Below are 21,717 nucleotides of genomic sequence, written 5' to 3' on the forward strand. Positions count from 1 at the left end.
CCCCGTATTGGACATGATGATGCTGGCAACCCGGTCCTGATTGTCAGCAATTGCGCGCAATCCAATGATGCCGCCCCAGTCGTGCAGGATAAAATGTGCGTTCTTTAGACCGAGTTTTTCAAATAGCGCTTCCTTCACCCATTCTTCATGACGAACGACTGTGTAATCGCTCATTTGGGTGGGTTTGTCTGAACGCCCCATCCCGATGAGATCTATGGCGATCGCGCGATAGCCCGCTTGGGCCAGAACCGGGATTAACTTGCGCCACATGAAGCCCCAAGTCGGATTGCCATGGACCATCACAACAGGCTGTCCGTCGCTGGGGCCCTCATCGACATAGTGCATCCTTAGACTTCCACCCTCGGTATCAGACACATCGACATAGTTGGGCCGAAACGGATAATCCGCAAGATTATCAAAGCATTTGTCAGGTGTGCGTAAGAATTCCATCAGATTCAGCTAACCTTGAGCAGCAGCTTGCCGTGGTTTTTGCCTTCAAAGATCATATCGAAAGCATCTGGGAAGTTCTCTACTCCCTCCAATATATGTTCGCGAAACTTGATCCGCCCGTCTTTCCATGCCGGAACAAGCCAACCCAGCGCTTCCGGGACGCGGTGCATGTAATCACGCATTGTAAAGCCGCGCATAGTCAAGCTGTGCGTCACAACAGTCATAAAATTGGCCGGGCCGGTGGCTCCAGCGAAGTCGTCATATTGGGAAATACCGCCGCATACGACAATGCGTCCTTGATAATTCATCTGGTTCAATACGGCGCTCAGTATGTCACCGCCGACATTGTCAAAATAAAGGTCAATGCCATTCGTGCAATTTGCGTGGAGCGCGGCTTCCACATCATCGCGCTTATAATCAATGGCACCATCCAGACCGAGTTCATCGGTCAGATAGCTGCATTTGTCGGGACCACCGGCAATGCCGATAACATGTGCACCCGCCAGTTTAGCCGCTTGTGCTGCGATGCTACCGACAGCGCCCGATGCCGCCGAAACAACAACTGTCTCACCGTCTTTGGGTTGGCCGATATCGGTCATGCCAAAATAGCCGGTGTAGCCAGTCATGCCGAGCCCTGAGAGAAACAAATGCGGAGGAACGCCGGGCAGGCCGATTTTGCGCAGGTTCTCCTCTTTAAAAACGCCATGTGTCTGCACTCCGGTAAATCCAGTAACCTGATCGCCGACAGCAAGTCCTTCTGCCCGAGACTCTATGACTTCACCGACGCCAAAGGCGCGCATCACACCGGCTGGTTTCACTGGCGGCATATAGCTGCGCTTATTGGTAATCCAGCCGCGCATACCAGGATCAACGGAAATATGATCAAGCCGAACCAACGCCTCGCCATCTTCAACAGGACGAATGGGGTCATGGGTGGTTCGCCAAATATCGCGAACTGACCCGGCACCGGGATAGTCTGACATTCGAATTTGCGTTGCTTTCATATGCCTATCATTCCGCTTTCCAGCGACCCGTCCCTATATTGACACTATGTGTGCTATAATACTTCAAATCCCACATTTGGCAATTGCTTTTTGGCATTAATAGTGCCAATTAGTCTGTCGCAAAAAGGGGGCATTCTGTGAAGAAGATTGGATTGGTTCTGTTAGGGCTTATTGCGTTGGTATTTGCGATCCTGTTCGGATTTCAAAAAACCATTGGCGGCTTGCTCTTTGAGCGTGGCATCGAGCAGAATGTCGGACGTGATGCAATTGCCGAACTCGAAGATGGCCTGCATGTCGGCCTGTGTGGAACCGGTTCTCCAATGCCCAATCCTGATCGCGCTGGGCCTTGCAATGTGATCATTGCTGGCGACCAGATCTACCTGGTTGATATCGGAGAAGGCGGGAATGAAGTTCTCAATCTGATGGGGATCAATTCGGCCAAACTCGACGGCCTGTTGCTTACGCATTTCCATTCTGATCATATTGACGGCCTGGGCCCTCTGATGCTGTTTCATTGGACCAGAGGTGCGAACAGGACTCCTTTGCCGGTTCATGGCCCAAAAGGCGTAGAAGCCATCATTGACGGGTTCAATGCAGCCTATGCGATCGACGACACATATCGGATCGCCCATCATGGCGAGGAAGTGGTCCCACCATCAGGCGGTGGCGCAATAGCTCTTCCCTTTGAAATGACCGGTTCGCAGCAAATCATACTGAAGAAGGGTGGCTTAACGATTACGGCCTTTCAAGTTGATCATGCGCCAATCGAACCCGCGCTGGGCTACCGCTTTGACTATAAAGGCCGTGCCGTCTGCATCAGCGGCGATACGTCCAAGTCCGCCAATCTTGAAAAGGTCTGCGCCGGCGCAGACATCATTGTCCACGATGCCCTGCAACCGGCAATGGTCGAGGAAATGCGCGAGGCGTTGGAAGCGCGGGGCAACCCACTTGCGGCCAAGATCATGCACGACATTCAGGATTATCATGCATCGCCAGAAGAAGCTGCAGAAAGCGCGCAAACTGCTGGTGCGAAGATGTTGGTGCTATCGCATCTTGTCCCACCGCTTCCTCTGGAATATCTTTATCCAAAATTCCTCGGTGATGCGCCTAAGCGGTTCGATGGTGACCTGATTGTAGCCAAAGATGGAATGCTCTTTAGTTTGCCGCCCGAGAGTAAAGCAATCGAACAATTCAGACTCATGTAGGAGGCCTATTATGTACACCATCCATGGAGCACTTGGCTCTCCCTATTCGATGAAAATGCGCGCGCTGATGCGCTATCGTCGAATAACCCATATCTGGCAGCATGGCGCCCATGCCCAACAGCTGGCAGCTGAGAAGGTGAAAGCACCTGTCATTCCAGTGATAGAATATCCCGATGGCAGCTTTCACAATGACTCTACACCAGTCCTTTATGACCTGGAGGAGAGACATAGAGAACGCAGCGTTGTGCCGCCCGATCCGGCGCAGGCTTTCATCGCGCATCTACTCGAAGACTTTGCCGATGAATGGCTGACCAAGGCCATGTTTGGCTATCGCTGGCTGGAAGAAGTGGATCAGATACAGATGAGCCGCTGGCTCTCCTTTGATGCCATGAAAGGTGGCAGACTGGAACAGAACCAGGGCATGGCCGAGCATTTTCGCGGGCGGCAAGTCGGACGGATGGGAATGGTCGGCTGCACAAGAGAGAATTTTCCACTGATTGAAGCCTCAACGCGGCGGGTGCTGCAAGCACTGGAAAACCATGTGGCGAACGAGCACTGGCTGTTTGGTTCACGTCCGTCGCTGGCTGAGTTCGGCATTTATGGTCAGATCTCGCAACTGGGCGTTGATCCGACCGCACAGGAAATGATGCGTAAGGATTTTCCTTATGCGTTTCGGTGGCTGCTTCACATTGATGATGCATCTGGAACCGAAGGTGAATGGGGTGAAGCCGATGCGCCGTTCAAACCGATAGTCAAGAATTTACTGGCCGAAGTTGGACGCGTCTATGGACCATTCCTGCTCGCGAATGCCAAAGCTGCGGAATTGGGCGAGAAGACCTTCCGCATCGAAGTCGATGGCATGTCCTATGAACAGGGCACCTTCAAATATCAGGTCAAATGCCTCACTGATTTGCGCAGTCGCTATACCGCGCTTGATACAAATGCGCGCGCCAGGGTTGATCAGATACTCGAGGAAAATAACTGTCTGGAGTTTTTGCAATGAAGCAGATCATGAGCCGCCTCTTTCCCGCACAATTTGACAATGCCTTTCCCGGAAACCCGATTGCGCTTTGGGTGTTTTACCTGTTCACCGTGGTAACCCTATGGCGCAGCCAGCATCATACATTTGCAGCGGATGGCGGCGCGCAAAGCATCGCTACTATTCCCCTCGACAGCTATTCTGATGGAGCAGCTGCAACCATTATTGCGATCTTTGCCCAATGGGGCTTGGTGCAATTGTTGCTGGGCCTGCTGATGCTGCTGGCGGCGGTCCGTTATAAATCCATGATACCATTTTTGTGGTTGATTGTGCTGATGGAATGGGTCGGACGCGGATTGATCGGCCAGTTCAAACCTGTTGAGACAATTGGCACCGCGCCTGGACAAATCGGCAATTTGGTGTTTCCGATTATCACGCTGGTGATGCTGATCCTTTCGCTCATCCCGCGAAAAGATGTGGCAGATGGTTAAAACGAGCCCGGCTTTGTTTTGATATTGAGCTGACCCGCGAGTCCAGCTGTGCGATGGACTGTGATCTCTTGATATTCCGGCGACGTAATCATCGTCCTCATCGCTTCAAGCGAGGGATATTCAGCCAGAGCAATCATATCCCAATTTTCCTCTACTTCGCCGAGCATCAGGCCAGTCACGGGACCGGCATAATGTGGTTTCCCGCCGACTTCGGCGAGGCATTTTGTCACCGCAGCACTATATAGAGCATAGGCCTCTGCCCCGCTAAGACTGGTTTCGCGACCGTCGGGATATTCCGCCTTGTCCTTGAACTTGAGCAGGTTGACCATGACGAAGGGGCCATCTTCCTTGCCACCGAAAAATTCCTGCATGCGTTCAGCTGAGGGGATGACTTGATTGACCACTTTCATGCGCGCGCTCCCAAAATTATATTGGCATTCTGTATGCCATTATAATTTTGCAGTCAATCTTCCCGGGATTTGGGCGCAGGCCGATTGTTATCGACAAGCCGGAACCCAATATGATTTGTGCCAAGCCCGCGTTCCTGAAACTGCCGAGCGGCGGGACGGTAACGCGCGCAATAGTTGGCAGCACAGAGAAATGACCCGCCTTTGATCACTTTCACGCCTTCACCGGCATCGGCGCGCGCGCCGTCCGCCGTGGTCCACTCCCAGACATTACCAAGCATGTCGTAAAGGCCGTGGCCATTTGGTTTGAAACAACCTGCAGGCGCCCGCGTATCAAATCCATCCTCGGCCAAATCTTTGGCAGGAAAGGCGCCCTGATAGTAGTTCGCCGACGGCTTGCCATTTTCATCTCTGGGTTCTGCCAGCACTGCCTGTCCGCCACGAGCAGCATATTCCCACTGTTCTTCGCTAGGCAGTTCTTTACCCGCCCACTTGGCGTAGGCCAGGGCATCATCAAAAGCGATCTGGACTACCGGTACCTGGTCTTTACCCTGAATATCTTCATCAGGTCCCGATGGATGACGCCACTCGGCCCCGACAACCCATCGCCACCAGCGCGGATCATCACGGCTGGGCACATTGAAAACGGCTGAACCGGGCGCCATCATTTCTGGCGGCGCGCCTGGAACCTTTGGCGGATTACGTTCGGCTAACGTTTTATATCCAGTGGCGTCTACAAACGCTTCGAATTGCGCGTTGGTCACCTCATGCGCATCCATCCAGAAGCCATCTACATCAACGGTCTTGGGAGGACCTTCTTCGCGATAGCGCGGGTTTTCACCCATGACGAAGCTGCCGCCCGGAATCCAGACCATCCCGGATTTGGCTGCTCCTACACATTTGGCATCTGTGGTGGCGGGAATGGTATGCTCCTGTTGCTGGGAACAGCCAGCGAGCAGCATCGCGCAAAGCATCAAGGCACGCACGAAATCAGTCTTCAATCTGATTGAGTATATCACGCAACAGTTGTTGCATCACTTCGACGGTTTTCTTGTTCGATAGCCCCTCATCCTGCCGAAACAGTCGCCAGGTGTCGAAGCTGGTCGCGAGCAGGATCGCCCGCACACGGTTACTGTCGTTCTTAACGTGATCGGGCAATATCCTGTCACGCGCTTTCCTCTCTGAATTGAGCAACTGCCGGTAATTCTCCATCAGTGTGGGCGACTGAAATCGCTGGATACTGGTCGATATTCTGAAAGGGGCTGTTTTCTCCCAAACTTTAACGCGGCGTTCGATCATTTCAAAAAGCTGCTCGCGCCAGTCCTCTGAATCATAGGGGTAGTAAAGTTTGGGGCTGTAGGCATCCCATAGAATCGTATTCATCTCCCTATAGATCGACTCTTTGTCGTCGAAATGCCGGAATACAGAGCGAAGGCCAACGCCGGCTTTTTTAGCGACCCGCGCCGCACTGGGGTCAGTATCGCCCTCTACGATCAAATCCATCATTGCCTTGATGATTTTTCCGCGGCTCGACCGACTGCGTTCGCGGCGGCCATCGGGATGGGGACCATCACCCTCGATCGCCTTACTTACTGCCGCATTCTTTTTTGCCATGTGTTTCACCCGAATTTTTCAAATACTATGACATTGATCATGCTGAATCTCTAGCCCTTATCCGCGCGTTTGCGAATCTCTGCTGCGATCAGCCACAGCCGGTCCTGTCCCCAAACGGCCAAATCCGGTTCGCCATCCGGGCCGGATAGGCGATAGCTGGGGACTCCCCACAAGCCCATACCTTCGATCATCTCGTGCTGATTTTGTTCAACCATCGCTTTCCATCCTTCGCCGCCCAGATGCCGTGACGCTTCGTTCCAATCAAGCCCTGCCGCCTCGACAGCCCGCCTCATGCCTTTTTTGCTGTGTAGCGCGACGCCCTTTCTGAAAGCATGGTCCAACAAGGATGACATCAGCGTTTCATCCTTACCCTGCCCCATCGCCCAAGGAAGCAGCGAATAGGCCTGCCGCGTCGGCTCGCCAATCGGCGTCATTACCGGTCCGAAATTCACGCCCAGAAATTGCCCTTCACGCCACGTGTCAAACATGATGTACATGCCCTTGGCCCGCGTTGCCGGAACCCCGCGCATGATCATCGGTAGCACCGGCTTGTGATGGAACCGGATACCACATTCATTTTTCATGGCGATGGTGCGGTCATAAATAATCGATGTGTAAGGCGAGTTGAGGGAGGGATAGAAATCGAGCGTCAGTCCGCTGGCGTCAACGCCGCTGACGTCAATCTCGGGACGCGGGCAGATGAAAGGCAGTTCGGGCGCTTTGCAAGCACCCAGATCGCGCAAACGTTGCTCCAGATGGAACAGTCGGTCCACGCCCCAATACCATTCGCCAGCATAATAGAATGTGGCACCGGAATAGTGGCCGAGTTCGGCAAGACGCGCGCTGCCTTTATCGAGCGCCGCAATGCTGCTCCCGTCAGTACTCCGACTGCCAGCCGCTCCCTCCCACAATTGGGCGCTTGCATCTGCAAGGGCAGCTACAAATTTATCGTCTGCCAGCTCGGATAATGCTTGCGCCGTCACGCTCTGGTCTTCGGGATCGGGGCAAATCGGCGCATCTTTCGGAAACTCCAACCCATAATGCGGTGCAATCAATTCCGCATCGCGGCGCGCCCATTGGGCAAGCTTTTCCGCTTCCGGCTGGTTCTTGCCACCCGACGCGCGGATTAAATGCGGCTTTATCACGACGTTGTAACGCTCGGCAAAAGTCGCCAGCACCTGCGCCGTTAAATGCGAATAGGGGTCATCCAGCTGGTGAAAATATTCCACGATATGTGGATCGCCGCCACGCTGCCGCTTCTTTTCTGCTTTTACGCGGCGTTTGTTGATCTGCCTGAGGTCAGTAACCTTATCAAACTGCCGCCGCATCAAATGGCGCAGCCAGCCCGGGGGATCAACCATCAGGCGGGGATTGGGGTTTTTGTCAGGCTCCAGCATTGGCTTCCTGTATGCGATTTTGCCGCCAATCGATCAATTTCCATCTGGCAAATCCCAATATCAGAAAAAGCATCCCCAGCGTAAACCTCACTTGTGCAAAGGTGATTGTGGGCCGCGTGATAAATACTTCGGTATGCGTCAATGATGCGGTCTTATATTTGTTCCCCTCGACCATCCGCTCGTCCCGGAGCATATCGAGCAGGTCTCTCAAGGAACGGTATCGCACCACAGCAACCCGGTCGATCCGCTCGCCATATTTGCCCAGCATCAACCCTGCTCGCTCGCTGAGAAACACAGGATGACCGCCGCGTTCGAGCAATAGGGGTATCACTATCTCTGCATAGCGGGCTTCGGCTTCCGCAGCCTTAGCACCCTTGTTCCGGGTTTCGAGGTTGACCGCGTAAAATTCCCTACCATCGTCATTAGGGAGCATCGCAAGGAGATTGCGGCTCATGCTGCCTTCGGGCGTATCTTCCAGTTTGACACCATGAACCTGCTCGATCTGCGCGAGCATTTTTTTGCCTTCTTCCTCCGAGATTGGATCGCCATTGCCGCCATACCAGATCCAGAACGAACCATAGAGGAGCGCTAGCAATGTCGCCCAGATGAATTTCGGTTTCGACATGGCGCTTTCCCGTTCAGTTCGGCCAATAGACCAATTCATCGCCTTCTTCATATGCCTCGGCGAGTGTCTTGTCGATCATCGCAGGCATCAGCGTCGCGGAAGGATAGAGCAGTTTGCGCCCCTTGTGATGATTTTGAAGCAGTGCGAGCAAACGTTTTGCTTCAGCAGGTTTCTGCTTGACGAGATTGGCCTGCTCTGTCGGATCATCCGCGAGGTTATAGAGCCAGCTCTTACCCTGCGTCTGGTCAATCTGGAATTTCCATTTCCCAGCGCGCACCGCCCAATAGGACCCACTCTGCCAGAAGATCGCCTCATCCTTGCGCTCAAGCGGCCCGGTTCCCGTCGCAACCGGCAACAAATCAACGCCATCAATTTTTCTATCGGGCAATGCCGCACCGGTGGCTGTAGCGATGGTCTTGAATATGTCGATATGGGTAACTGGTTTTCCCACTTTACGTCCGGCTGGTAAGCTGGCCGGCCAACGCATCATGAAGGGCACACGAACCCCACCCTCGAACAAAGACAGCTTCCAGCCGCGATAGGGAGCGTTGACTTTGGGCAGGCCAATATAGCCTGCGCCGCCATTGTCGCTTGAGAAAATCACCATGGTATTATCAGCAAGCCCTTGTTCTTCCAGCTTGTCGAGAACCTGGCCAACACTGCGATCAAGCGCACGAATCATCGCTGCATATACCCGAAGCCGGTGCGGCTTTATGTCGCCAACAGCTTCATAATCTTCCCGCGTCGCCTGCAATGGAGTGTGCGGTGCCCAGTGGCCCATATAAAGAAAAAAGGGCCGGTTGCGGTTCGCCTCAATCGCTTCAAGCGCTTCCTCTGTCCACCAGTCGGTCAGATAGCCTCCAGGTCTGAACAGCGGCGACCGGTTAAAGGACCCGGCAAACCGCTGGGACGCCCACAGGAAGCGATCAATTGGATCAAAATCGAGCTGCGCATTCACGACGTCGGGGCTGTCTTCGGGCAGATATAGCCCCTCGCTCATGGTCAGGCTTTCATCAAAACCCTGTCCAAGCGCATCGATCTCGGGGCTGACGCCCAAATGCCATTTGCCAATATGAATATTGTGATAGCCCTTTTCGGCCAACATCTCTGCAACGGTCACTTCTTCGGCGGGCAGGCCTTGATCTTCATAGGCTGGTCGCTGGTTATCTGCATCTGAATCAAATTTGCCGGGCGGAAGGTCGGGGCGAATATCAGCCGAAACGGAATTGACAACGCGCCCCATCCCGGCCGGGGTTGGCGTGAATTCAAAACCCGTGCTGGTAGGATAACGTCCGGTCATCAGCATCGCGCGCGAAGGCGAACAGGTCGCATTGCCCGCATAGCCTTGTGTGAAATTGACACCCTCTGCCGCGATGCGGTCGATATTGGGAGTTAGCACAAGACCATTCGCTACGCCTCCTCCAAAGGTCGAGATGTCGTTGATGCCGAGGTCATCCGCCAGAATTAGGACGATATTGGGCGGGCGCTCACCGGCGGCAACCTCTACATTTTCGGGTCCCTGCTGCCATTCAATTTCAGGTGTCTGCGCGGCAATGCCGGGTTGGTGGCGGTTTTTCACGCCCCACAGGATGAGGTCGGTGCGGAAGACGTAGGCCACCGCTCCCATCAAGACAGCCAAAGCCAATATGCCGCCAACGATCTTTTGCCACTTTTTCACGTCATCATATCCTTAAAAACGAAAAGGGGCGACGACAATGCCGCCACCCCAGTTATTTTTGATCTCCTGGGAGGAGAGAGGAGGAAGGAAATCAAAATTTACCCCTTAATGTAAGGCCATACATACGCGGCTCTTGCGGGAATGCAGAACGTGAGCCGCTGCGCAGAGCTGTGTTGAATGTGACCCCGCGCGTGACCTCATCGGTCAGGTTGGTGACCCACGCCTCAAGTGCCCATGCGCCATCGACATCTTTGACACCGGCACGCAGATTAATTTTCGTTGTGCCATCCTGAACATCAAAGGGCAGGAGAGACGTCAAACCAAGCTGAGCCGCAGTGGCCGGGACAGCGCTTGCCTGCGTCGACGTTCGGCGGTCACTTTCCATACGTGCCTGCCCATTAAAGAAAATATCGATGCTATCGGTTATCGAAATTTCATAGTTGGCACCAAAAATGGCGACAAACTCCGGAGCGTTAGTCAGGCTGTTACCGCACAGGTTGCGTATCGCCAGCGCGTCCGTCACTGCAGCGCAATCATTGGGATAGCGCGCGTCGGTATAAGCCAATGAGGTTGTGAAGGTCAGGCCGTCAGTGGGCCGGATAGTGCCTTCAAACTCGAAGCCGGAGCTGATGACTTTGGGCACATTGAAGGTCTGGAACCGTGTTCCGGTGAATTCCAAAACCTGGAAATCGGTAAATTCCTCATAGAAAACTGCTATGTTTGCAGTCACCGCGCCATCGATAAAGCGACCCTTTAAGCCCAGCTCATAGGCATCGACCTCTTCGGAAGCGAAGGCAGGAGAAGCGCCGCCTACTGCCGCTGTGACGTCGAGATTGAGACCACCCGACTTATACCCATGAGTAAAGCTGGCATAAGCGTTGACATTGCCGAAATCATAGCCGAGCTTGGCGGTATAGATCAGCTCCTCATCGCTGAAGTCTTCGTTGAATGTACGCGGTAAAGGTAGTCCGGCAGATTGCGGCAAATCAGCAGGGGCCGTCAGCGGGAAGCACCCAAGCCCCAAAATTGGCCCGACAACATTGGGCGGGATAAGCCCCATGCCAGCCCGCGCAGCAATCGAGGAGCATACCGGGTTGGTGTTGGATGCCTGGTTGTAAAAGCCGGTCTTGCTTTCATCCGAATAGCGCAAGCCCAGGGTCAAATCGAAACTATCGGTGATCGAAAACACATTATGGGTGAAGACAGAAAAGCTCTCGCTATCCTGCCCGAGCAAATTGTTGGTTGCCGTTGTCGATGGATCGAAACCGCCAGAGAATACAGTCAGCGGGTTTGCGCCAAACATACCCATGGTGGGGCCAAACAAGGTTGCGCCTACCAATTCTCCATAGTCGGCACCGAGGCTCAGATTGGCGTCCTGACGGATCGTTTCATCGGAGTAGTATACGCCAACCAGCCAATTGAGACTTCCTGCAAACGCATCACCTTGCAAGCGTAGCTCATGCGTCATAGTCTCAATGGTGGTTCGGTTGCTATCTACATTGAAGGCATCCAGCGCCGAGAAGTCGGAATCGAACGCTTCGACAGTGTCATATTCGCGATAGGATCCAATATAGATCAGATCGACAGCGTCGCCGAGGGGGACTTCAACCTCACCTGTCACGCCCCAATTTTCAACGTTGGCAGATGGAACCCGGCTTAATGTTACGATCCGGTTGTCGAGCGCATGTTCTGCAGTGGCAACGTCGAAGGGATTTGTCGCTACATCCGGTGAAGCCATACCACCCCGCAGGCCAAGACCTACCAGCCCAAAAAGGCCAGCGCTTTCAATTGGCGAGCGCAGTAATTCAATCGCGCCGCAGCACGAGGATTGGTCCTTTGCATAATCGACAATCAAGCGACCCTTGATGCCGCCATCACTTTCAAAGCCAAGCTGGCCGCGCAGCAGATATCGGTCGATATCATTGGTCTCGCCAAACTTATTTCCAGTGCCATCGACGACATCCAAATATCCATCACGTTTCCGGTATGCGCCCGTCACACGCAGAGCCAGCGTATCCTGAACAAGCGGGACATTGATCGCACCTTGAACGCTGATCAGATTGTTACTGCCATAAGATGCGTTTGCGAAGCCGCCAAACTCATTAACATCAGGGCGGTTGTTGATGATATTGAGTGCGCCAGCAGAGGTATTGCGTCCGAACAATGTGCCTTGCGGCCCACGAAGAACCTCTACCCTTTCAACATCGACGAATTCGGAAAGCGCAACGCCGGGGCGTGATTGATATGCACCATCAATAAAAACGCCGACTGCGCTTTCGAAACCGATGTTATTCGATGTTGTGCCCACTCCGCGTATACGAAGGACGACACCGTTGGATGCTGCCTGAGCGCTTGATACATTAAAGCTGGGCGCAACGCTGCCAATATCGGTGACGTTGGCTACATTCTGCGCTTCAAGCTGAACTGGGCCAACTGCTGTCACCGCAATCGGAATATCCTGCACATCTTGAGCACGGCGGGTTGCGGTTACGATGATGACGTCATCGTCAACTGTTTTCGCACTATCCTGCTCTTGTGCAACTGCAGGCATAGCCATTGCGCTGCTGCATAGTCCGGCAATCATCAGCTTATTTGCAAATTTCCCTGAAAATCCCATCGCCACCTCTCCCGTTTACATTATTATGACATCTTTAGTGCCATATCAAGTTGGCACGTATAGTGTCAATATAATCAACCTGTCAATATGCTTGAGCAAGCGTGCTTCGCGAACCAAAAACAGTCATCAGGAATTTCAGGGGGCATCGGAATGTCAGGCAAGTTTACTTTTGGCGTCTAATGTCCGCTTCCGGGGTCAAGCAAATACCATCGAAAGGTCCGAAACTGGGGCGCAAAGCGGAAATACTTTTTGGTGTCGAGAGTCTTGTGGAACGCGCAGGATAAATTTTGGGTGACCATGGGCACACGGCCGATTCAATCGAGAGCAAAACATTTAACTTCCAAAAGCACGTTAGCCGGAAAGGAATGTGGTAACGAATGAGGTAACAAAAACCTCTGATTTCTATATAATATAAATATATCAATAGTATAATATTAATAAATGGCGGACACGGAGGGATTCGAACCCTCGAAGCCCCGTAAAGAGCTTGCCTCCTTAGCAGGGAGGTGGTTTCAGCCGCTCACCCACGTGTCCATTCCATGCGTGCGATATGCCTTGGGAAAGGCAGGCCGAAACGCGCTATAGCGGGGGGCATGCGGGCAATCAATGGTTTTGCGCGAAAAATCTCCTGATATGCGCTATCTGCGGGTTTGCGGCCCGTATTCATGTGTACCGCATCCTATATGCGCTGCTGGGCGTAAAATCGACTCGAGTCATCGCCTGTTCATTGAGTGCGCCGGATATATGCAGGATAACATTGCAGTTGTAAAAAGGCGGAGCAGGTCATGAAGAAAAACGTTTTGGGCACAGTGCTGGGTATATTTGCAGGGCTTTCATTGACAATCGGCAGTGCGACAGCGCAGGTGGAAACCGTCGATCCCAATGACGCCATTGACGCTGACCTGGCGACACAGGCCGAAACAGCTGCTCCACCAGCAACCGAAGAAGCAGGCATTCCTTATGAAGAAAATGTAACGGTTGAACCTACAGAGGAAACCACCGCTTCAGAAGATGTCACCACCGACGCCGATAATGGCGTTCCTGCCGACCCATCCGACCCATCACAACAGGCCGAAGATAACGCCACCTATCAGAAAGACGATCTGATTGGTGCAGCCGAAGGCGTCTTCGGCAAAGGTGCCGAGGGACTGGCCATGATGATTGAGGATATCCTCAAGAAACAGGGCGAACCCAACGGCTATATTGTCGGACGTGAGGCCGGCGGCGCATTCATAGTCGGCCTGCGCTATGGATCAGGTACTTTGTTCCACAAGATTGAAGGCGAACGTAAAGTCTACTGGACCGGCCCTTCGTTGGGCCTGGATGCAGGTGCCAATGCGGCAAACAGCTTTACACTGGTCTACAACCTTTATGATAGCGAAGACCTGTATAAGCGATTTGGCGCGGGCGAAGGCGCGGCCTATCTGGTCGGTGGCTTCACGGCCAGCTACCTACGCCGTGGTGATGTGGTTCTGATCCCTGTACGATTGGGTGTTGGTGTGCGGCTGGGCGCTAACGTCGGTTACCGTAAATTCAGCAAGAAACAACGCTGGTTACCTTTTTAAAATATAGGCTCATGTAATTTTATTACGCGCCTACTTTTTAAGGCCCATTCAGTAAATATAAGGCTTGTCCACAGCGGCATATAGCGGCAATAGGCGTGTGAAATTCACGCGTATGATGCAACAATGCTCATGCGATAAGGGGAACAAGCCGAAATCATGCTGGAAAACCTGTCTGAACAGCCCGCCGATGCATTGCTGGCACTTATCAAACTCTATGCGGCAGACACCAACCCGGACAAGATTGACCTGGGCGTCGGTGTGTACCGCGATGCGGATGGCGGCACTCCTGTATTCGCGGCGATAAAAGCTGCAGAAAAAAGGCTGATCGAAACACAGGACAGCAAAAGCTATCTCGGACCTGAAGGAGATATGGGTTTTGTAAACGGACTGGTTCCGTATATTTTCGGCGATATGGCCGTTGCCGACCGGCTGGACGGGGTGCAGACACCCGGCGGCACCGGCGCAGTACGCCTTGCATGCGATCTGTTAATGGCATCGGGTACAAAGAAAATCTGGATGGGTACACCCAGCTGGCCCAACCATGCGCAGATATTCAAGGCGATCAACATGGAAGTCGGCGCGTTCGAACATATTGATATTTCCACACAGACACTGAATTTTGAAGGCGTCATGAATGCCATTGCGCAAGCGGCGGCAGGCGATGCGCTGTTGCTGCATGGATGCTGCCACAACCCTACAGGTGCAGATTATAGCGCCGAGCAGTGGCAACAGATTGCAGATGCCGTTACTGCAAAAGGTGTGTTTCCTCTGCTTGATCTTGCCTATCACGGACTGGGTCATGGTTTTGAGGAAGACAGTGTCGGTGTCCGCACCATTATCAAGACCGTGCCCGAAGCGCTGCTTGCCTATAGCTGTGACAAAAATTTCGGCATGTACCGAGAGCGCGTCGGTGCGCTCTATGTGATTGCGCCGAATAGTTCTAGCCTGCCCAAAATCATGTCAAACGTCTATGCATTGGCCCGTGCCAACTGGTCAATGCCGCCTGACCATGGCGGCGCCGCGGTGCGGGTTATATTGGAAGACGCGGACCTTACGCAAATGTGGCTGGATGAAGTGGCCAGCATGCGCGCGCGCATGCGCCGGGTACGCGACATGCTGGCAAGCCATGGCAAGGTCGGAGCCGTCGATTTTACCGCTATTGCCGGACAAAACGGCCTGTTCGGCATGCTACCGCTCACCAAAGAGCAGATCATGATGCTGCGCAGCGAACACAGCATCTACATGGCGGGGTCAGGCCGGATCAATATTGCAGGGCTGACCCGGCACAATATTGAGAAATTCGCCGAAGCCGTGCGCGTCGTCCAGAAATAGGCCGATGGGCTGGCAGCAAAGCACAAATTTTGTCGTGGTTAGCCGCGCACCTGCTGCATACGCATCAAATATCGGGCGAGTACGTCGATTTCCAGATTGACGGCACGGCCGGTTTCCAGCTCTCCCAAAGTGGTGACATCGGCGGTATGCGGAATGATATTGAGAGTGAAATCCGCACCCTTGTCCGGAATGTCAGTGACCCCATTCACTGTGAGCGACACGCCATCCACCGTAATCGACCCTTTGGCAGCAATATAGGGAGCAAGATCGGAACCGGTCCGGATAGTCACGCAGCGCGAATCACCTTCCGGCTCAACCGAAACCACTTCACCCACGCCATCGACATGACCTGTGACAATATGTCCGCCCAGTTCATCACCGACTTTCAGCGCGCGTTCCAGGTTCAGGCGCCTTCCCCCGGCAAACTGTCCCTGCGCGGTACAGGATACTGTTTCGGCGGAAATATCCACAGCAAACCAGTCACCCCCCTTTGCCACAACGGTCAGGCACACACCCGAACACGCAATCGATGCGCCAATATCAACACCAGCCATGTCATAGCCGCAGCTGATAGTCGCCCGTGTGTCGCCACGTTGCTCGATACTCTTGATCTCGCCGATATCGGTAATAATTCCGGTGAACATAGAATCTGCTTTCTTGTTTTAGTATTTTCTCTTTGGTTCGCTCTCACGCATAAGTCAGTGCCTGCTTATGTTCGAAAGGATATCATTTACGCTCATAGCTTTCCATCACATCATCGCCCAGAGCGCGCATGTCGGTGCGCTGCCATTGGCCATGTGCATCCGCAAGTTCCTCCAAGCCTATATCGCCAAGGCATGGTTTCCCGCCGCCAATCAGAACTGGCGCACGGTAAATGAGCAGTCTGTCAACAAGTCCAGCTTTCAGGAATGAAGCCGCCGCGCCAGCGCCGCCTTCTACCATCAACCACTGCACATCCTGCAAGCCGCCTATGTCATCGGGGCTTTGGATCACCTGCCATCCTTCAGGTGCGGTACCGCGGGTCAGCACCATACGCTGCGGCGACCTGTCCTCCAACCCGGACAACCTAACGCCAAGCCGCGGACTATCGCTGCGCAGCGTGCCACCACCCACCAATATGGCATCATGCCGCACCCTCTCCAGATGCGTGTGCGCCCGCGCCGCATCGCCCGTAATCCACTGGCTGGTTCCGTCCGCCATTGCAATACAGCCATCAAGCGAAGTCGCCAGTTTGAGCGTAACATGGGGACGTCCGCGCTCACGCACGCTGAAAAAACCCGCCAGGCTGCGCCGCGCATCGGTTTCGCAAACACCTGCCTGGACGGCAATGCCAGCATCACAAAGTTTTTCGATCCCCCGTCCATTGGTGCGCGGATCGCTATCCTTTGTGCCCACAATTACGCGCGCTATGCCCGCTGTAATTATCGTATCGCTGCAGCTTGGTCCCCGCTCGCTTTGATGTGCGCAGGGTTCAAGCGTAGTATATAAATCAGCTCCATGCGCCGCATCGCCAGCCTGTGCTAAAGCAGCTGCCTCGGCATGCGGGCGGCCGCCTGCCGCTGTATACCCACGCCCGATTATGCGGCCATCCTTCACAACCAGCGCGCCCACACCTGGATTGGGCCGTGACAGGGGCCGGGCCCGGTTCGCCAGCGCCAGCGCCGCACGCATATATTTGATATCACTTGGCAGCGGGCTGTCCGGTCGGTTCGGATGCAGATGGCCCGGCGGCATCTGTATCGCCTTTCGCACGTTCATAGCGCGTGTCCTCCATATCCATGCCAAACCGCTTGCCCAGTCGGCGATAGGATTCGCGGATTTCCTTTTCGCGCGCCTCGCGCAAGGCCTTGCGCTCTGCAATCTCTTCCATCAAAGCCTTGCGGGCGGCCAAAATCTCTTCATCGCTCCGCCCTTCATTCCAGTTTTCGACATAAATGATCTTGTTCGGTTTAGGTTCGACTTCAAATCCTGATTCAAAAAAGAAGGCCGTGAAAATGAGCAGGCTGGCAAACAGCGCTGCGCCCATGAAATGGATTTTATAACGTTGCTCACCCTGCCATATCTCGACGAGATCGGCCCAGGCAGCACGTGGGGAAATGGTGCGAAAGAAGCTCATGAACGCCTATATAAAGCGCCTTTGCCCAATGCGCCAGTGGGCTTCACAGATAAACATACCCTCCATATGACGCAAAATGGCCCGGCCTACAGGGAGGGAATTACAGGCCGGACCATAAGTTTCCGGGTCTTTTGCCCGCAAATCGTTTGTGCCTTGTTCCTATGGCTCCATCTCGAACTTCAGACTGACAGTGTACCATGCCTCAATCTTCTCACCGCCTTCCGTGGCCGGATTGAAGCGCCATTTGCGTGACTGTCGCTCGGTTGCGCGAAAAAACGCATCGTGTGTTGCCTCCAGCCGCTCCAGTTTTTTTACGCGGCCATCGGTACCGACCAACACGCGTACCCTGACGGTTCCTTCAATCTCCTGCCGCTTCAGGCTGCCGGGATATATGGGCTGCATACTGGCCGCATAGCGCGGGCTGATGGATGGCGGCACAAAGACCGGGTCCGGCTTTGGCGCGATATCCTCAATCGGGAAACCCGTTCCCTTTCCGTCGATAATGCCGTCGTCAGTGCCAATGCCCGTCAGATCAACTCCATCACCAATGCCTATCACATGGCTCGTATCATCATATGGCCGCGGAAGCGGAGTTGGAGGAGCATCGATACGCGTTTTGGGCTGGAAAGCAGGCTTGTCTGGCCTGTCGGGCACAGTTTCGTCAAGAACCGGGTTTGGGGGATCAACCTTGATCCGGATCGTATCCATGCCATCTTCTTCAGGCAGCTCATATACAACGGTCGACGGTATCAGGATCAGCGTTCCGATAACTGCCGCGTGAATCAGGAACGCTGCGCCAAAACTGGCTTTGCTGCCCGGCGGACTATATCCTGCCGATGGTTGGTATTTTGCCTGTGCATATACCATTTCATGCTCCTTTCATTCCCCAGTTACGGCGGATAACTTCCGCTCTATTATTGATGTTATAACATATCATGTATAGAATGCAAAGTTTTCCCTTCTGCCGTTTTCTGATTGCCAGTTTCTGTGCATCGCACCTGCGCAAAGATTGCTGCAGGCAAAGTTTCCGCGAAGTTGCGGCGAAAGGTTTATGCAGCTACTGCAAAGCAGTTAACAGGATGGTATTCACTATGAGGACGCGCCATATATGACCGATTTCCTGCTGCTGGCATTCATTTTCCTTATAGCTGGCGTTATCGCCGTTCCCATTGCATCGCGCCTCGGCCTTGGATCCGTGCTGGGCTATCTGATCGCCGGAATTGTAATCAGCCCAACGCTCAGCCTGCTGGGCGTGGATATCGTTGCGGTGCAGCATTTTGCCGAATTTGGCGTTGTGATGATGCTGTTTCTTGTCGGGCTCGAGCTCGAACCGAAACTGTTATGGGAAATGCGGACCCGGCTGCTGGGGCTGGGCGGTGGACAGGTACTGGGCACAGCGGCACTTATCATGGCCGCGGCCATGCTGCTGGGTCAGCCATGGCAGATGGCATTGGCCATCGGTCTGGTGCTTGCGCTGTCTTCCACAGCCATCGTCCTGCAAACCCTCAATGAAAAGGGACTCATGAAAAGCGACGGCGGACAGGCCAGCTTCTCGGTGCTGCTGTTTCAGGATATCGCCGTTATCCCCATGCTGGCCCTGCTACCGTTGCTCGCCATCCCCGGGCTAATACACGGCGGCGGCGCAGGACACGCGGAAAGCCTCAGCTTCATAGATGGTCTCAATTCATGGCAAACGGCCGTGGTGACTGTAGGCGCTATTGCGTTTGTGGTGCTGGGCGGCAATTATCTGACACGGCCCATATTCCGTTTTATCGCCGCTGCCAGGCTCAGGGAATTATTCACAGCCGCCGCCCTGATGATGATAATCGGCGTTGCGTTGCTCATGACACTGGTCGGCCTGTCACCTGCGCTCGGCACATTTCTCGCAGGTGTGATCCTTGCCAATAGCGAATACCGGCACGAACTGGAATCCGACATTGAGCCGTTCAAGGGATTGCTACTCGGGCTGTTCTTTATCACCGTGGGGGCGGGGATAAACTTCGCGCTCTTACAGGAAAGTTTCCTGCCTATCCTTGCACTGACACTGGGGCTGATACTGCTGAAAGCAGGGGTGCTCCTTATTCTGGGACACATATTCAAAATCCCGTGGGCCAGCCGCTGGCTGTTTGCGCTGGGCCTTGCGCAGGCCGGTGAATTCGGGTTTGTCCTGCTGGCTTTTACCGTTGCCAATGGTATCCTGCCCGAAGCGCTTGCAGACCAGCTCCTGCTGGTGGTGGCGCTGTCAATGCTGCTGACCCCGGCGCTGTTTATCCTCTATGACCGTGTGATCGCACCCTATTTCAATAGGGCACAGGATCGCGAAGCCGACGAGATAGAAGAACAGAGTCATATCATCATTGCCGGACGCGGGCGGGTTGGCGGCATCGTCGACCGCATGCTGGAAGCCGCAGGATTCAATGCTACTGTCATTGATTTCAGTTCGGAACAGCTCGGACGGCTACAGGCATTTGGCATCAACGCCTATTTTGGCGATGCAACGCGTCCTGACCTGCTCCATTCAGCAGGAATTGCGGAAGCAAAAGTCCTGGTCGTCGCAATCGATGGCAAAGAACAGATCAGCAAGCTGGTGGAATATGCGGTGCATCATTATCCGGACCTGCATGTCATTGCCCGCGCCGTGGACCGCGATCATGTCTATCAGCTCTGGGCGCTGGGATGCCGTGACATTATCCGCGAAACTTATGACAGTTCTGTTCGCATGGGTCGTTCGACTTTCGAAGCGCTGGGCATTTCAGGCGAGGCCGCTGGTAAAATGTCCGATGTGTTTTGGGATCTCGACCGGCGATCAATGATCGAGTTTGCCGATGTGTACGACATCAATATCCTACCCCATGAAAATGATGCGCTGATCGCCAAAGTTCGACGCGTTCAAGAGGAATGGCAGCCTGAAGTATTCGAGAAAATGGGCTCTATCATGGACAAAGATAAAAAGGCTAACGATAAACCATAACCCGCCTGCCTTCTTGCCATTTAAAGTCCTGTAATTTGAGCTGGATCAACAATCTGCTTGTTCCAGATCAATGAACTTTTATATCCGAATTCTACTGTCTTTCATGAATAAAGGAAGGACAGATTATGACACATATACAAAAGATTTTTACCGGTGTAGTTTTGGCAGGCGTTGCTTTTTCGGCTGCACCCGCGATGGCAAAACAGGGTGATGTGCTGCTGCGGGTCCGCGCCATAGACGTCATACCAAACGAGGAAAGCGGCGATGTACTGCCTGGTTTTCCCGGCGAGCAGGTCAGCGTCAATAATTCCATCATGCCCGAAGTCGACGTGACCTATATGGCCACGGACAATATCGGGTTCGAACTGATTGCCGCGACTACAAAACATAATGCATCGGGCAAGACTGGCACAACAGGCTCACTGGGCAAGTTGGCATCAACATGGGTGCTGCCACCAACGTTGACAGCGCAATATCATTTCATTCCCGAAGGGAAAGTGCGACCTTATGTAGGCGCAGGCATTAACTACACTCTGTTCTACTCGGAAGATGCGAGCAGCGCGTTGGAAAATGCTGTGGGAACAACGCGGGTGAGCATGAATGACAGCTTTGGCTGGGCCGCGCAGGCAGGTGTGGATTTCGAACTGAATGAACGCATGTTCCTGAATGTCGATGTCAAATATATCGATATCGACACCACGGCACGCCTTGATACCACCGCCGCAGGCACGCAGCGTGTCCGTATTTCGCTTGACCCGGTGGTCATCGGCGTTGGTCTGGGCATCAAGCTCTAGGCATTATACGAAACCAACCCTTGTAAAGCCGGGCCAGTCATGCTGGTCCGGCTTTATGCTTTTTGGGCAGGCTTTTTGCGTGAGCACATGGCATGGCACGCCTTGGCACAGTCTTCCGGCGCTTCATCGCCCTCACGCTCAATGGGAATAGCAACGGTACGTACCACGCCACTGGGGTCACATATGCCCATAAGCAGCATTTCCCCTGATCCCGCCATGGCTGGAACCGGGATCGCCATGGCCGTGACCGCCAGTACGGCAAGCAATTTCGGCAGAGCAAGCAGCTTAAGTTTCTGCATCACTATTCTCACTGCTTTCGCCCGCATCTTCATCATCAATCAGAACGCGGTGCGACGCGCCTTCCAGGTCCTCAAACTGACCGTTGCGCATCGCCCAGAAGAAAAAACCGAGCCCGCACAGCCCCATGAACAGGGCAATGGGAATGAGGATAGCCAATCCGCTCATGATTCCA

At 53.9% G+C, this 21,717-nt stretch carries 22 protein-coding genes and 1 tRNA gene; 7 read left to right on the forward strand and 16 right to left on the reverse strand.

What is annotated here, in order from left to right; all coding sequences use genetic code 11:
• Both G6Q15_RS10605 and G6Q15_RS10610 read right to left on the reverse strand, forming a co-directional pair.
• The coding region (locus tag G6Q15_RS10605; protein WP_164118580.1) for an alpha/beta fold hydrolase at positions 1 to 450 on the reverse strand (450 nt) is incomplete at its 3' end.
• A 5-nt stretch (positions 451 to 455) separates the two neighbouring features.
• The gene (locus tag G6Q15_RS10610; protein ID WP_164118582.1) at positions 456 to 1,433 is read right to left on the reverse strand and encodes an NADP-dependent oxidoreductase; all 978 of its coding nucleotides are present in this window, start codon (positions 1,431 to 1,433) and stop codon (positions 456 to 458) included.
• Between the two features lie 158 nt (positions 1,434 to 1,591).
• Here G6Q15_RS10610 and G6Q15_RS10615 point away from each other — a divergent pair, with 158 nt between their 5' ends.
• From G6Q15_RS10615 to G6Q15_RS10625, 3 genes are read left to right on the forward strand one after another with little or no spacing between them, the layout of a single operon-like run.
• Positions 1,592 to 2,659 (forward strand): MBL fold metallo-hydrolase, encoded by a 1,068-nt coding sequence (locus G6Q15_RS10615; protein WP_240330851.1) that lies wholly within the window; start codon positions 1,592 to 1,594, stop codon positions 2,657 to 2,659.
• A gap of 10 nt (positions 2,660 to 2,669) precedes the next feature.
• Positions 2,670 to 3,662, forward strand: coding sequence for a glutathione S-transferase N-terminal domain-containing protein (locus G6Q15_RS10620; protein ID WP_164118584.1), 993 nt, complete (start codon positions 2,670 to 2,672; stop codon positions 3,660 to 3,662).
• The gene (locus tag G6Q15_RS10625) at positions 3,659 to 4,129 is read left to right on the forward strand and encodes a hypothetical protein (RefSeq protein WP_164118586.1); all 471 of its coding nucleotides are present in this window, start codon (positions 3,659 to 3,661) and stop codon (positions 4,127 to 4,129) included. The genes G6Q15_RS10620 and G6Q15_RS10625 overlap by 4 nt, the downstream gene beginning before the upstream one ends.
• Here the strand turns inward: G6Q15_RS10625 and G6Q15_RS10630 are convergent.
• The 8 genes from G6Q15_RS10630 to G6Q15_RS10665 all read right to left on the reverse strand — a co-directional run bounded on the left by G6Q15_RS10630 (position 4,126) and on the right by G6Q15_RS10665 (position 13,001).
• Entirely contained in the window at positions 4,126 to 4,539 is a 414-nt protein-coding gene (locus tag G6Q15_RS10630) for a DUF1330 domain-containing protein (protein WP_164118588.1), read from the reverse strand. The genes G6Q15_RS10625 and G6Q15_RS10630 overlap by 4 nt on opposite strands.
• Positions 4,540 to 4,592: 53 nt before the next feature.
• Positions 4,593 to 5,537 (reverse strand): formylglycine-generating enzyme family protein, encoded by a 945-nt coding sequence (locus G6Q15_RS10635; protein WP_240330852.1) that lies wholly within the window; start codon positions 5,535 to 5,537, stop codon positions 4,593 to 4,595.
• On the reverse strand, positions 5,527 to 6,150 hold the full coding sequence (locus G6Q15_RS10640) for a TetR/AcrR family transcriptional regulator (protein ID WP_164118590.1): 624 nt from the start codon (positions 6,148 to 6,150) through the stop codon (positions 5,527 to 5,529). The genes G6Q15_RS10635 and G6Q15_RS10640 overlap by 11 nt, the downstream gene beginning before the upstream one ends.
• Positions 6,151 to 6,200: 50 nt before the next feature.
• Positions 6,201 to 7,547 carry a DsbA family protein gene (locus G6Q15_RS10645; RefSeq protein WP_164118592.1) on the reverse strand — a complete coding sequence of 449 codons (1,347 nt, stop codon included), beginning with the start codon at positions 7,545 to 7,547 and terminating at the stop codon, positions 6,201 to 6,203.
• Positions 7,534 to 8,172 (reverse strand): hypothetical protein, encoded by a 639-nt coding sequence (locus G6Q15_RS10650; RefSeq protein ID WP_164118594.1) that lies wholly within the window; start codon positions 8,170 to 8,172, stop codon positions 7,534 to 7,536. The genes G6Q15_RS10645 and G6Q15_RS10650 overlap by 14 nt, the downstream gene beginning before the upstream one ends.
• Positions 8,173 to 8,185: 13 nt before the next feature.
• Positions 8,186 to 9,850, reverse strand: coding sequence for a sulfatase-like hydrolase/transferase (locus G6Q15_RS10655; RefSeq protein ID WP_240330853.1), 1,665 nt, complete (start codon positions 9,848 to 9,850; stop codon positions 8,186 to 8,188).
• 91 nt (positions 9,851 to 9,941) lie between these two features.
• The gene (locus G6Q15_RS10660; RefSeq protein ID WP_240330854.1) at positions 9,942 to 12,407 is read right to left on the reverse strand and encodes a TonB-dependent receptor; all 2,466 of its coding nucleotides are present in this window, start codon (positions 12,405 to 12,407) and stop codon (positions 9,942 to 9,944) included.
• 502 nt (positions 12,408 to 12,909) lie between these two features.
• A tRNA-Ser gene (locus tag G6Q15_RS10665) sits at positions 12,910 to 13,001 on the reverse strand.
• A gap of 251 nt (positions 13,002 to 13,252) precedes the next feature.
• On the opposite strand from G6Q15_RS10665, the gene G6Q15_RS10670 reads away from it, so the two are divergent.
• Together G6Q15_RS10670 and G6Q15_RS10675 are read left to right on the forward strand one after the other, a co-directional pair.
• Positions 13,253 to 14,032 (forward strand): DUF1134 domain-containing protein, encoded by a 780-nt coding sequence (locus tag G6Q15_RS10670; RefSeq protein ID WP_164118596.1) that lies wholly within the window; start codon positions 13,253 to 13,255, stop codon positions 14,030 to 14,032.
• A 156-nt stretch (positions 14,033 to 14,188) separates the two neighbouring features.
• Positions 14,189 to 15,364 carry an amino acid aminotransferase gene (locus G6Q15_RS10675; RefSeq protein ID WP_164118599.1) on the forward strand — a complete coding sequence of 392 codons (1,176 nt, stop codon included), beginning with the start codon at positions 14,189 to 14,191 and terminating at the stop codon, positions 15,362 to 15,364.
• Positions 15,365 to 15,402: 38 nt separating this feature from the next.
• On the opposite strand, the gene G6Q15_RS10680 is transcribed toward G6Q15_RS10675, so the two are convergent.
• The 4 genes from G6Q15_RS10680 to G6Q15_RS10695 all read right to left on the reverse strand — a co-directional run bounded on the left by G6Q15_RS10680 (position 15,403) and on the right by G6Q15_RS10695 (position 18,347).
• The gene (locus G6Q15_RS10680) at positions 15,403 to 16,008 is read right to left on the reverse strand and encodes a riboflavin synthase (protein ID WP_164118600.1); all 606 of its coding nucleotides are present in this window, start codon (positions 16,006 to 16,008) and stop codon (positions 15,403 to 15,405) included.
• Between the two features lie 82 nt (positions 16,009 to 16,090).
• Positions 16,091 to 17,098, reverse strand: a complete 1,008-nt coding sequence (gene ribD, locus G6Q15_RS10685; protein WP_205518156.1) for a bifunctional diaminohydroxyphosphoribosylaminopyrimidine deaminase/5-amino-6-(5-phosphoribosylamino)uracil reductase RibD — start codon at positions 17,096 to 17,098, stop codon at positions 16,091 to 16,093.
• Positions 17,046 to 17,480 (reverse strand): hypothetical protein, encoded by a 435-nt coding sequence (locus tag G6Q15_RS10690; RefSeq protein ID WP_164118602.1) that lies wholly within the window; start codon positions 17,478 to 17,480, stop codon positions 17,046 to 17,048. Before G6Q15_RS10690 ends, ribD begins: the two co-directional genes overlap by 53 nt.
• Positions 17,481 to 17,639: 159 nt before the next feature.
• On the reverse strand, positions 17,640 to 18,347 hold the full coding sequence (locus G6Q15_RS10695; RefSeq protein ID WP_164118605.1) for an energy transducer TonB: 708 nt from the start codon (positions 18,345 to 18,347) through the stop codon (positions 17,640 to 17,642).
• A 241-nt stretch (positions 18,348 to 18,588) separates the two neighbouring features.
• Here G6Q15_RS10695 and G6Q15_RS10700 point away from each other — a divergent pair, with 241 nt between their 5' ends.
• Together G6Q15_RS10700 and G6Q15_RS10705 are read left to right on the forward strand one after the other, a co-directional pair.
• Positions 18,589 to 20,451: a monovalent cation:proton antiporter-2 (CPA2) family protein gene (locus G6Q15_RS10700; RefSeq protein ID WP_164118608.1), complete on the forward strand. Its 1,863-nt coding sequence runs from the start codon at positions 18,589 to 18,591 to the stop codon at positions 20,449 to 20,451.
• Between the two features lie 125 nt (positions 20,452 to 20,576).
• Positions 20,577 to 21,245 carry an OmpW family protein gene (locus G6Q15_RS10705; protein WP_164118609.1) on the forward strand — a complete coding sequence of 223 codons (669 nt, stop codon included), beginning with the start codon at positions 20,577 to 20,579 and terminating at the stop codon, positions 21,243 to 21,245.
• Positions 21,246 to 21,298: 53 nt separating this feature from the next.
• Here the strand turns inward: G6Q15_RS10705 and G6Q15_RS10710 are convergent, their stop codons facing one another.
• Both G6Q15_RS10710 and ccoS read right to left on the reverse strand, forming a co-directional pair.
• Positions 21,299 to 21,547: a hypothetical protein gene (locus G6Q15_RS10710; RefSeq protein WP_205518155.1), complete on the reverse strand. Its 249-nt coding sequence runs from the start codon at positions 21,545 to 21,547 to the stop codon at positions 21,299 to 21,301.
• The gene (ccoS, locus tag G6Q15_RS10715) at positions 21,531 to 21,710 is read right to left on the reverse strand and encodes a cbb3-type cytochrome oxidase assembly protein CcoS (RefSeq protein WP_164118613.1); all 180 of its coding nucleotides are present in this window, start codon (positions 21,708 to 21,710) and stop codon (positions 21,531 to 21,533) included. Before ccoS ends, G6Q15_RS10710 begins: the two co-directional genes overlap by 17 nt.
• Between the last annotated feature and the right edge of the window lie 7 nt (positions 21,711 to 21,717).

The sequence above is a fragment of the Sphingorhabdus sp. Alg239-R122 genome (genome assembly GCF_900537065.1).
GTDB lineage: Bacteria > Pseudomonadota > Alphaproteobacteria > Sphingomonadales > Sphingomonadaceae > Alg239-R122.